Here is a 12,831-nt window from a genome sequence, read left to right as displayed (position 1 = left end):
GCTTTTGCTCACCATTAAAGGGTGATGTTTAAACCAAAAACAATTGTTTGAGCGATGGGATATGCGGAGAAATCAAGTCCGGGCGACAAGCCGAACCCTTTGGTGGAAACCTCGGGATCAGGACCGGAATAGCTGGTCCAGGTATATAAATTCTGCGCGGAAACATACACCCTGGCGGATTGTATGCCTTTGATAAAGTCCTTTCTGAAGTTGTATCCCAGCGATATGGTTTTTAACCGGAGGAAGGAAGCATCCTCAATGTAGCGGGTGGAGAAAACGCCGGAGATACCGCTGGACCCGCTCCTGGGAATAGTGGTGGCCTGATTTTCGGGCGTCCACCGGTTGAGATAGGTTGTTTTAACGTTTCTACCCAGTATGGCTCCGTTCAATCCTTCCAGGAAAATATTATTCGCATTCAATACCTCATTGCCGTAAGACCATTGAAAAAAGATATTCAGGTCGAAATTCTTATACGAGAAATTATTATTGAATCCGCCGATATGCTTGGGATAAGGATTTCCGATGAGAGTTTGATCAGCGTCGTCTACGATGCCGTCATTGTTCAGGTCTTTATATTTCGCATCGCCGGGCTGCCTTGCGTTGGTACCCAGCAGGCCGGCCGTTGCTGGCAGTTCGTTTTTCAATTCGTAACCGCCGGGTATCTTGTCAAAATCATCATACTGATATACTCCGTCGTACACAAAACCATAATAATGTACCAGCTGGTTGCCTACCCGGCTGATCCAGGCGGGGCTTGGGAAATTGGTGGAAAAGCTGGGGATCGCGGTCATCCGCAGGTTTTCGCCTGCGCTCAACGCAACCAACCTGTTTTGATTAAAGGAGATATTGATATTGGAATTCCAGCTGAAGTTCCGCGTGGTAATATTCGTGGAGTTTAAGGTCAGCTCAAAGCCTCTGTTCCGCGTTTCGCCAATATTTACGGTGGCTGAACCATAGCCTGTGCTGGTGGCGATCTGGGAGCTGAGCAACAGATCGTAGGTATGCTTATGATAATAATCCATTTCCAATGCCAGCCTGTTCTTTAAAAAGCCCAGTTCTATGCCGGCATCAAACTGCTGTGTGCTTTCCCATTTCAGTTTTTCATTTCCTAAACGGCCCTGGTAATAGGCAGGTAATGAGGCATCCCCGATGGGATAGTAAGTACCGAGAATAATATTCGGCAGATAACCGAAGTCAGACACCCGGTTGTTGCCGGTTACACCAAAGCTGGTCCTTAATTTGGCGTTGGATATAAATGAGATGTCTTTCATAAACGGTTCATCGCTCAGCCTCCATGCGAAGGCGCCGGAAGGGAAATATCCCCATTTGCTGTCCGTGGGAAACTTTGAAGATCCGTCTGCCCGGAACGTTGCCGTAAACAAATATTTCTGAAACAGGTTGTAGTTCACCCTGCTGGTAAAGGAAACCAGTCCCCAGTTGGTGCTGGAAGATTCTTTGTCAAATATAACGCCCTCATCCAGACCGTTTATGCCCAATGCTTCGTTCGGTATCAGGTTGGCCTTGTAGCCAAACCGGCTGGCTTCCCTGCTTTGAACGGACACTACGCCCACTGCGGTCAGCTGATGATTTTTGTTGAATTTCCTGGTGTAGGTCAGGCTGTTTTCGTTCGACAGGTTCACAACATCATCCTGCCACAAACCGCCGTTCACGCCGTTGGTCCTGCCAACGCCGGTCAGCGGGCTGCCGCTTCTCGTATTCGAATTGTTGAGCAGCTCCGATCTTGTGTCGGACAGGTCTGCGCTTCCGGTAAACCGCAGCTTGAGGCTTTTCGACAGATCATATTCCAGGTAGCCGTTTATGGTGATATTCCTGATCTTGTCAACATCATATTCGTTCTGCGCGGATTTCAGCGGATTGAACAGGAATGTTTCTGCTGCGGGGTCCACACCTTCATCTTCGAGGTCTGTTTCACGGCCGGAGATCGGCCGGTAGGTCCACAGGTTATAAAATAAATTCTGCACATTGGAGTTGCCGGAGCCCACTGCTTTGGAGGTTTGCTCTCTCGGCTTTATGCCGCGGACCTTTGAATTTGCAAAGTTTACGTTGAGGCCCACCTTGAATTTGCTGCCAACGATCTGATCTATGTTAAACCGTCCCTGCAAACGGTCAAAGCCGCTTCGCATCACCACGCCGTCCTGGTTCAGATAGGATAACGACAAAGCGTATTTCGTTTTGGCGGTGCCTCCATTTACCCCGATGCTGTGATTCTGAAAAGAGCCGGTGCCTACAATTCTGTCGAACCAGTCAATGCCTTTTGCATTTCTGAAATCTTCCAGCGTCAGATCAGGCGTCGCGGGATCGCTGTCCTTGAAATACAATGTCGCCGCCCGCTGGGGATCGATCTCCAGTTGCAGTTTAATAAAGTCATAAGGGTCCAGTACATCGAGGTTGGCTTTGCCCACATCGGAGTAACCGGCACTACCGGTATAGGTTACACGTGCATCGCCTGTTTTACCTTTTTTGGTGGTGATCATCACCACGCCGTTGGCGCCCCTGGCGCCATAGATGGCTGTTGCTGATGCATCTTTCAGAATATCGATCGACTCAATCTCTGCAATGTTCAATGAGTTACTATTAAAATCCTCCATCGGAAAACCATCGATAACATAAAGCGGAGCATTGCTGCCTGTTAAAGAGTTATTGCCACGGATCACGATATTCAAACCTTCTCCCGGCTGTCCGTCGATAGACGATACCTGCACGCCCGCAACACGCCCTGCCAGGGCCTGTTCAAAAGAAGCCACCGGCGCTTTGCTCAGGTCAGAAAGGTTTACCGATGCCACCGAACCGGTCAGGTCTTTTTTCGCGACAGACCCATACCCTACGATGACTACCTCGTTCATGGATGAGGATGACTGCTCGAGGACAACATCGATTTTCGTGCGTCCCTTAACATGGACCTCACTGGTTTTATATCCTACATAAGAGATCACCAGTATGGCATCCGGAGAGGAAACTGTAATCTGAAAATTGCCGTTGGCGTCGGATTTGACGGCATTGCCCTTGCCTTTTTCAAGTATGCTGGCATAGGGCAGTTTTTCCGCATTTGCCGAGGTACTTATACTGCCGGAAACAATCAGTTTATGCTGCTGTGCATGCAGCAACAGGCCAGGGAATAGCATAAGGAGTCCTGTAAGCAAAGTTGCAATGCTTATTATTTTCATACGGTGGAGTTTATATTACGTTGGTTGAGTTATGCTAATTTATCTATTTGTCAATTATGTACTACATATAGAGCAAATAGAACTATAATTTTCCTATTTTCCTAATTTTTTATCAGAAAAATAAATTCTGATCCGGGGTCAGATAAACACAACCGGTCGCCATTTCCGAAAATATTTTAGATATTCGCTGCAATAACTTAAAAAAATCAAATGTTATTTACCACAGATAAACAAACGCTGGAAGATCTGAATATCTTCGGTAAACACGGTGGCGATTCCATTTACAACATCTTCAACCGCTGCGCTACACGGGGCGGAGCGGGCGTTCTGGAAGAGATGTTCCGCTATCCGCTTTCCGACAGCGAAACCATTAATAAACGAAGTGGTATCATCCGGTCTTTTGCCACTTTGGGTACGTCATTCCCTTTCAAGAGCACGGACTTCGACGCGGCTGCGCCCTATCTTGCCAACACGGACGAGCGCTCCAAACTGGCTGTACAGGAAAACTCCGTCGCCCGGAAGCTGACGAACATGATGGCGATGGACGCTGATACGCAGCTGATCTATAAAGGCGTGGAATCCCTGGTGGACCTGATGAAGCAGGCACAGGCATTCATGAAGGAGCTGGATAAGAATGAATGCTATACAGCGGAAAAAGAAGAAATGCGTGCGGTCCTTAACGACCCCGCCTTCGCCGCCATTCATGAGAGCAGGGAAAAACTGTCGCATGCGCAAATAGCGGAGTTCGATGTAGTGCTGCGTTTCCGGCACAGAACGCAAGTGGAAAAGCTGCTGGGGCTTATCTTTTATTTGGATGTATACCTGTCCGTCGCGCGGGTGGCGAATGAACGGAAGTTCGTTTTCCCGAAAGCCTTACCTGCAGGCCAGCAGGACCTGCTGAAGCTGGAAGGCGTATACCATCCGCAGGTAAAAAATGCGGTGCCCAACTCCATCCATGTTACTACCGACAGCAACATCATCTTCCTCACCGGCGCCAACATGGCTGGTAAATCCACTTTCATGAAATCGCTCAGCATCGCCATGTTCCTGGCGCATGTAGGCTTTCCCGTGGCGGCGGCGAAGATGGAGTTCACCGTGCTCGATGGCGTTTACACCACCATCAATCTGCCGGACAACCTGGGCATGGGCGCCAGCCACTTCTACGCGGAAGTGTTGCGCGTAAAAAAGATGGCGCATGAGCTGAGCACGAAGAAAGATCTTTTTATCGTGTTTGATGAACTGTTCCGCGGAACGAATGTAAAAGATGCTTACGAAGCCACCATCGCTATTACGACCGCCTTCGCGAAGAAAAGAAAAAGCATTTTTGTGATCTCCACCCATATCATTGAGGCCGGAGACGTACTGAAGGAAAAATGCGCCAATGTCAATTTTGTTTATCTGCCTACCCGCATGAACGGCAATCATCCCGAATATACCTATACCCTGGAACAGGGGATTACCAGCGACAGGCATGGAATGGTGATCGTCAATAACGAAGGGATACTGGAGATTCTGAGAAACGGAAAAAAGAAATTACAAAAAACAACAGTAGTATGAGCTTCATAACGGACAAGCAAACGCTGGACGATCTTAATATAACCGGGAAATTCAGCCCGCATTCCCTATTCAGTCTTTTTAACGCTACGCAGACGAGAGGCGGGGAAAAGCTGCTGGACAGGATGTTTCATCAGCCTTTATCCGATCCCGCGGCTATCAACAGCCGTAGCGATGTGTTTAAATATTTTCACGAAAGAAACCTGTCCTTCCCCTTTAGCGCGGCTGTATTCCAGGAAGCGGAAGCATACCTGGGCGGCAGCACCGGCAGTTCTTTCCTGATGGTTGCCGGGGACCTTTTGCGGAAGAAGGCACTGCATTTAACCATAAAAGATGAACAGTATGGCCAGTTCCAGAGCGGCCTGCTCGCTGCTATTGACCTGCTGAACACCCTGCAGGATTTCCTGCGAAAAGTGGACGGTCCCGCCACCACGCAGTTTGAAACCGTCAAGAAAGCGCTCAATGCACACCGGACGAAGTGGCTGGACGGAACGCAGGCCGGTCAGCCGCTGACCCTGTTCCAGCTGGCGCGGTATGACCATTTCATTCGCCACGTGCTGCGGGAAGAAACAGAAAGCATACTCGATTTCATTTATCATCTGGACGTATATATTGCGGTGAGCAATGTAGCCCGCGCCCGGAATTTCTCTTATGCGCAGGCCCTTCCAAAGGAGAAAAATATTTTCCGCTCCACCGCGGTGAGCCATCCGGCGCTGGAGAAAGCGGTCGCCAATCCCCTGGTACTGCAGGAAGAGCAGAACGTTCTGTTCCTGACGGGCGCCAACATGGCCGGCAAATCCACCTTCATGAAATCACTGGGCATCGCGTTTTACATGGCCCATATGGGATTTCCCGTATCCGCGAAAGACATGCAGTTTTCTGTGCGGGACGGGCTGTATACGTCGATCAATGTGCCGGACAATCTGAACCTCGGCTACAGCCATTTTTATGCGGAAGTGCTGCGGGTGAAGAAAGTAGCCGAAGAAGTGGCGGAAGGAAATGACCTCGTGGTGATTTTCGACGAGCTGTTTAAAGGCACCAACGTAAAAGATGCCTATGATGCAACGCTGGCCGTTACAAAAGAATTTTCTACCTATCGTAACAGCTTTTTTGTTATTTCGACCCATATTATCGAAGTGGGCGACACGTTGAGGGAAACCTGCGACAACCTGCAGTTTTCCTACCTCCCCACCATCATGGAGAACAATGTGCCGCGGTATCCGTATACGCTTACCGCCGGCATTACCAGCGACCGCCACGGCATGGTGATCATCGAGAATGAAAAAATACTGGAAATGATGGAAGAATAAGATGACGATTTTTGTATCTTGATAAGCAAAGGCTAATACCAACGAGGGTTTTATGTCAGATATTGAACTTGATAATGACACCATATTAAAATTTAAATATGGGGATGAATCGGCCTATACCGCCATTTACAATCATTTCTACAACCATATATTCGCATACTGCAAGTATCTCCTGCCTGCCATAGAGGATGCGCGGGACATGACGGCGCAGCTTTTTATCCTCTTATGGGAGAAAAAAGACGCGCTGGATTCCTATACGAACCTCCGTTCCTTCCTCTTTCTGAACGCAAGGAACAAGTGTTTTAACTACCTGCGGGACCAAAAGGCCCGCTCCGCAATCGACAAACAGATCAGCGACTTTACCAGCTCGGAACAAACGGCCATCCTCTTCGCCGAAATTGAATCGGAACTGATCACCCGCATCCGGGAAGAAGTGGAAAAGCTGCCGGACTACTACCGGAATATCCTCAACCTGTCCTATTACCAGGGGTATAACAACCAGGAAATCGCCGACATGCTCCAGATCAGCGAAAAAACGGTGCGTAACGCCAAGTCCATCGCCATTAAGTCCGTCAGGATGATTTTCCTGAACAGGACCACACAAATGGGCTTTACCCTGAGCCTTTATTATTTTTTCTAACCATTCGGGACAAACAGGTACCCTTGCGGGTTATATATGTGTTTCCGGGTTTCACACCTTATCAACTATTGGTTTATGAACGAAATACCGAAAGTTATTTCCGATCTGATTGCCAGGCATTTAAACGACGAATTGAACGATCAGGAAAAGCAGGAACTGGACAAATGGGTGCAGCAATCAGAAGACCATGCGCGTTTTTTCCGGCAATTCACGGACGAAGAGGCCCTGGCGGCAACATTGACGGAGTATGAAACGAGCAAAGACATCGTTTATAAAAAAATAAAAGAATCGGTTTCGTTTAAGAAGCAGGCCGATAAAAAAATTATAAACATCAGGTGGTTCAACCTGCGGAGATTGACCGCGGTGGCGGCTTCGCTGTTAATGCTGACGGGAGCGTTCCTGTGGTGGAATACACAGGAGAAAGTTAAAACGCCGGTGGCGCAAACCATACGCGACCGGCAACCGGCCTCACACGGCGCTGTATTAAAGCTCGCGGATGGAAAGGAAATTATGCTGGACGAAGCGGTGGACGGCGCAGTAGCCAGCCAGGGGAATACCCGCATCACCAAACAGGGCGGCCTGCTTTCCTATGCCGGCAGCAATCCCGGCAGCAATGTTCTTTACAATACCCTGTCAACGCCGAAAGGGAAAATATATCAGCTGCTATTGCCAGATAGTTCAAAAGCGTGGCTGAATGCGGCAAGCTCTATCCGCTTCCCTACGGCATTTGCCGGAACGGAGCGCAGCGTGGAAATAACGGGAGAGGTGTATTTCGAGGTGAAGAAAGATGCGGAAATGCCCTTTCGCGTAACGGTCAATCAACGCGCCACGATAGACGTGCTGGGCACGAGCTTTAACGTAAACGCCTATGACAACGAGGATGCGCTGCGCACAACCTTGGTGACAGGAAGCGTGCGGATACAGCTGCTGGAACAGGGAGAACAAGGGAACGGCGTAGTGCTGAAGCCTGGCCAGCAGGCGCAGGTGAAGTATTTACACATTGAACAGTCCATTACTGTTGTTCAGCATGCCAATATCAAAAATGTAATGGGATGGAAAGACGGCTATTTCAACCTGGACGATCTCACGCTGGAAGCACTCATGCGTGAGGTGGAACGCTGGTATGATGTAGAGGTCGTATATGAAAAAGGAATCCCTGCTAGGACTTTTTTCGGAAAAGTGAACAGGGACCTCTCTTTACTCGATTTTATGGACGGTCTGAAAGATTGGGGAGTCCGTTTCAGACTGGAGGGAAGAAAACTAATTATTACAGGAGTACAATAACCATTTATTTCAAGGGGCTTTTTAGCCGCAACCAAAAATCAAAACAGTGCTGACATGAGATCAACAGCGTTATTAATTGCTGTTCTTCTCCTGGTACACCTATCTGCAACGTCCCAGAATATTACATTCTCGGGTAAGGACGTTGCCATGAAAAAAGTGTTCCAGGTAGTTGAAGAACAGACCGGTCATGTGATCTCCGGCGAGAGAAGCATCCTCACTTCTTTAAAGCCGGTTTCCCTATCCGTTGAGAATATTCCGGTAGAACAGTTCCTCAACCTTGTGTTCAAGGACCAGGGCGTTACCTACCGCTTCCGGGGAAAGAACATTTTCCTTTCGCGCAAGGCGCCGCCTCCTGACTCTGACCGGCCGGCAGCGCCTGCTACCACCACCAGCCAGCCGGCGCTTGTGACCGGTACGGTCCGTTCCCGTTCCGGTGAACTGCTGATAGGCGTATCTATCCGGGTGAAGGGTACGCAATCAGGTACTACCACCGACGCACAAGGTTCCTTCCGGCTGAACATTGAGCGGAGCACCATTCTGCAGATTTCCAGCATCGGGTATGAAACCCTTGAGGTAAGCCTGCGCGAAACCGCGGATGGCTATACCGCCGCTGCCGTTAAACCGGACATGGATGATAACGTAAAAGCAAGCTCCGGCAGAACGGTCGATCTTGACCTGATGCTGGAAGCCAGCAGCAACCAGATGAACCAGGTGATCGTCAACGGTTATTCCAACATCAACAAGAATAATTTTACCGGTTCAGCTGTCGTGATCAAACGCGAAGAGCTGTTAAAAGTAGCGCCGAACAACATTCTGCGGAGCCTGCAGATCTTCGATCCCTCTTTCAAAGTGCTGGACAATAACAGCCTCGGTTCCGATCCCAACAACATCAACCCGGTATATATCCGCGGCCGTTCCGGCATCGGGGATGTTACGCTCCCGGACGACGGGGCCGCACTGTCGCCCACCCAGCTCCGCAACGATCCTAACCTGCCCACCTTTATCCTGGACGGTTATGAAGTACCGGTGCAAAGGATCTTTGACCTGGACCCCACCCGCGTGGAGTCCATCACCATTCTCAAGGATGCGGCTTCAACGGCCATTTACGGCTCAAGGGCCGCCAACGGTGTGGTAGTGATAGAAACGGTAAAGCCCGTGAGTGGGAAATTGCGGGTAAACTATTCTTTGAACGGAAGCATTTCTGCGCCGGACCTCTCCGGTTACCATCTGCTGAATGCAAGGGAAAAACTGGAGCTGGAAAGGATCGCCGGCGTATTTGACCGCCGTGAAAATGAACACCCGGATCAGGCGCTGACGCGCGAGCAGAATTATTACGGTAAGCTGGCGGAGATCAACCGCGGCGTGGAAACAGACTGGCTCTCGCAACCTTTGCGCACCGGCCTGAATCAACGGCATAACCTCCTCGTAGAAGGCGGCTCCAAAGAATTCATTTTCGGCGCGGACATGAACATCGCCCGCACGCAGGGCGTTATGAAGGGCTCCGAAAGGAACAACAATTCCATCGGCTTCTCCATTTCTTACCGGAAGAACAACCTGATGTTCCGGAATTATATTCAGTGGAATAATATACAGTCCCAGGAATCCCCGTTTGGTTCCTTTGCAACGTATGCGGAGCAAAATCCCTATGAAGTTTTCCTCGATGAGGAAGGCAATTACCTCAAGGAACTGGGGGACTGGGGGCATCCCGGCGGCAGGGGAAACCCGCTGTACGACGCGCATCTGAAAAGCTACAACCGCACAAAACACAACGACTTTTCCAACAACTTCAATCTCCGGTGGACGATAGCAGACGGTCTGCGGCTGGATACCCGGCTGTCCGTAATGCTGCAGAACAGCCAGCGCCAGGATTTTAAAGACCCGGCCTCCTCGCAGTTCAACAATATGGAATTCACCAAAAAAGGAACGAAAAGCATCCTGGACGATCAGATGCTCACCTGGGATTTCAACGCCCTGCTTTCGTACGGCAAAGGTTATGGTAAACACTACCTCAACACCACCCTCGGCGCCAACGCCAACCAGAAAGATATGACACGCTCCGGCTATACCGTGCAGGGCTTCCTCACCGGTAATACGGACGATATCAATTTCGCTGCGGACATCCTGAACAAGCCCACCGGCGACAATGAAAAATCCCGGCTGCTCGGCTTCCTCGCTTCCGCCAACTACAGCTACGACAATATCTACCTGCTGGACTTCTCCGGCCGCTACGACGGTGCTTCGCAATTTGGTGCCAACGCCCGCTTCGCGCCCTTCTGGTCCCTCGGCGCCGGCATCAACATTCACAACTATGCCGGCATACAGAAAAAATATCCCTGGCTGACCAACCTCAAAGTACGTTCCAACTACGGGCAGGTAGGTAAAGCCGGATTTTCACAAAGCGTATCCAAAAGCACCTATGGATATAATTTTGAAGACTGGTATGCTTTCGGCATCGGTGCTAACCTGATCACGCTCGCTAATCCGAACCTGGAATGGGAAAAGACCACGATGTTCGATGCCGGGTTCGATCTCACCGCTTTCAACAAGCTCAGCGTTACGCTGAACTATTATCATAAAAAAACAGTTGACCTGATCGGAGATGTCACCCTGCCTTTTTCCACCGGGTTCAAATCGTACAAAAGCAATCTGGGCGAGATCCTCAACGAAGGCTATGAGATCAGCGCGCGGTACCAGGTGCTGAACACCCGGAACGTTAGCCTGAACGTGTACGGCACCGCGGCGCACAACAGCAACAAGTTCCTGAAGATCGGAGATGCGCTGAAGGACTATAACAAGCGCGTAGAACAATATTACAGTGACCACAGAACGGTGAACAAACCCCTGAACAAATATTATGAAGGCGCTTCTCAAACCGCGATCTATGCCATGCAGTCACTGGGCATCAACCCGGCGGACGGGCGGGAAGTATTCCTGGACCAGAACGGAGAAGTAACCTACACCTGGAACCAGAGCCAGCATATGGTAGTGGGCGATTCGGAGCCGGACTGGAGAGGAGCGTTCGGGTTTAATTTAAGCTATAAATCGTTCTTCGTCTTTACCGGCTTCCTGTATGAATATGGCGGTGACATGTACAACAACACGCTCGTGAGCAAAGTGGAGAACGCTAATGTTTACAGGAATGTGGACAGCCGTGTATTTACAGACCGCTGGCAGAAGCCCGGCGACCTCACCCATTTAAAAGATGTACGCCTATGGAACACGGTTACACAGGTAACTTCCCGTTTTGTACAACGCAATAATTACATAGAGTTCAATTCCATCACGATCGGCTATGACCTTCCCAAGCGCATCCTCAACCGCTGGAAGGTAAACACCTGCAGAATGCAGGTGACCAGTAATGAACTCGGACGGATATCGAGCATCGATACGGAACGCGGGACCGACTTTCCCTATGCGAGAACTATTAATCTCACTTTAAACCTGGGCTTTTAATGAAAAAGTTACTCTTGATATTGACTGGCGTCATGATCCTGTTCTCCGGCTGTGTGAAAGACTGGCTGGAACTGGAACCAAAGTCCGAGGTATCCGCGGATGTGCTTTTTGAAACGCCGGAAGGCTTTTCGATCGCGCTCAACGGCATTTACACCAATCTTTCTTCTGGTACTTTATATGGTGAAATGCTGACCCATGGCTTTGTGGACGTACTCGCCCGCTGCTACGACCTGAAGAACACCTTGTACGACCAGCTGAAAAATTACGATTATGTATCCTCCGGTATGGAGCAGCGCATCAATTCCATCTGGGCGCTTGCATATACGACCATCGCCAATTGCAACGGGTTGCTGGAGGAGATGAATAAAAAAGAGCCGGGATTCTTTAAAGAACATGAGCGTGCGCGGCTGGAAGGCGAAGTGCTTGCGATCCGCGCCATGTTGCATTTCGACCTGCTTCGCCTGTATGCGCCGGCGCCTGTAGTGCAGGATGCGACCCTCATTCCCTATTATACAGCGCTGAGCCATGTGCCCATGCCGGAAAAGCCTACCAGCGAAATATTGCAGCTGCTCATCGCGGACCTTACCCGCAGCAAGCAACTGCAAAAGGAATTTGATACCCGTACGGTAGCCAAAAATGATTTCAATAAATTCCGCTACCGCTTTGGTGAGGATCGGACTTTCTTTGGTACCGGGCAAAGAGGCTTCCGCATGGGATATTACGCTACCACGGCGCTGCTGGCCCGTGTTGCGCAATACGCCGGCAATGAGCAGCTGGCTTACACGAATGCGATGGAAGTGATCGATGATAAAATGGCCGACAACGAACCGGTCATCTCATTTACACCGGCCACCGTCATTGATGTGGGTGTTTATGACCGGCTCCTGTCTGAAGATCTTATTTTTTCCCTCTACCGGATAGATTTTGAAGAGGAATTCAACAAGGTCATCTTTTTATTGCCTAATACATCCCCGATATTCGGCAGCGATCTGAACTCGGATTACAGGAAGAAATGCTACCTCACCGCTGATGGAAGACAATTGATGAAGTTTGACCTGGAGCAGGACCGGGAAGGTTTTATTACCTCCGTCATTCCCATGTTCCGGTTAAGCGAACTATACCACATCGCTGCTGAAACGCTTTACGATACTGATCCTGACGGCGCCCTGGCGCTGTTGAATACCCTCCGTGCGAAGCGGGGCTGTACCGTCCCGCTTTCTTCTATCGCTTCCAAATCAGCGTTCGAGGATGCGATCATCAACGATGCCCGCAGGGAGTTCGTGGGAGAAGGTAAATTGTTTTTCCTCTACAAGCGGCTGAACAAAACGGTATTGGACGAATACGGCGGCAACCAGACGCTGACCGACAAATTTGTATTGCCGGTAACTGAAAGATAGCTGTTAAT

7 protein-coding genes are annotated in these 12,831 nt (G+C 49.9%); 6 read left to right on the top strand and 1 reads right to left on the bottom strand.

What is annotated here, in order from left to right:
• Nucleotides 1–14: 14 nt before the first annotated feature.
• Complete coding sequence (locus tag CCY01nite_RS02820; RefSeq protein ID WP_186830871.1) at nt 15–3,143, bottom strand: SusC/RagA family TonB-linked outer membrane protein; 3,129 nt, start codon at nt 3,141–3,143, stop codon at nt 15–17.
• A 252-nt stretch (nt 3,144–3,395) separates the two neighbouring features.
• Here CCY01nite_RS02820 and CCY01nite_RS02815 point away from each other — a divergent pair, with 252 nt between their 5' ends.
• The 6 genes from CCY01nite_RS02815 (at nt 3,396) to CCY01nite_RS02790 (ending at nt 12,823) form a co-directional block, all read left to right on the top strand.
• The gene (locus CCY01nite_RS02815) at nt 3,396–4,742 is read left to right on the top strand and encodes a MutS-related protein (protein WP_146857778.1); all 1,347 of its coding nucleotides are present in this window, start codon (nt 3,396–3,398) and stop codon (nt 4,740–4,742) included.
• On the top strand, nt 4,739–6,049 hold the full coding sequence (locus tag CCY01nite_RS02810; RefSeq protein ID WP_146857777.1) for a MutS-related protein: 1,311 nt from the start codon (nt 4,739–4,741) through the stop codon (nt 6,047–6,049). The genes CCY01nite_RS02815 and CCY01nite_RS02810 overlap by 4 nt, the downstream gene beginning before the upstream one ends.
• 52 nt (nt 6,050–6,101) lie before the next feature.
• Nucleotides 6,102–6,689 (top strand): RNA polymerase sigma factor, encoded by a 588-nt coding sequence (locus CCY01nite_RS02805; RefSeq protein ID WP_146857776.1) that lies wholly within the window; start codon nt 6,102–6,104, stop codon nt 6,687–6,689.
• 75 nt (nt 6,690–6,764) lie between these two features.
• A complete protein-coding gene (locus CCY01nite_RS02800; protein ID WP_186830870.1) occupies nt 6,765–7,973 on the top strand; it encodes a FecR family protein in 1,209 nt (402 codons plus the stop codon).
• Nucleotides 7,974–8,120: 147 nt separating this feature from the next.
• Nucleotides 8,121–11,426: a SusC/RagA family TonB-linked outer membrane protein gene (locus CCY01nite_RS02795; RefSeq protein WP_186830869.1), complete on the top strand. Its 3,306-nt coding sequence runs from the start codon at nt 8,121–8,123 to the stop codon at nt 11,424–11,426.
• Nucleotides 11,426–12,823, top strand: a complete 1,398-nt coding sequence (locus tag CCY01nite_RS02790) for a RagB/SusD family nutrient uptake outer membrane protein (protein WP_146857773.1) — start codon at nt 11,426–11,428, stop codon at nt 12,821–12,823. The genes CCY01nite_RS02795 and CCY01nite_RS02790 overlap by 1 nt, the downstream gene beginning before the upstream one ends.
• Nucleotides 12,824–12,831: the final 8 nt, after the last annotated feature.

This window comes from Chitinophaga cymbidii (assembly GCF_007992715.1).
Taxonomy (GTDB): Bacteria; Bacteroidota; Bacteroidia; order Chitinophagales; family Chitinophagaceae; genus Chitinophaga; species Chitinophaga cymbidii.
Note: the sequence above shows the minus strand (reverse complement) of the source record. Positions and strands in the feature narration are given on the sequence as shown.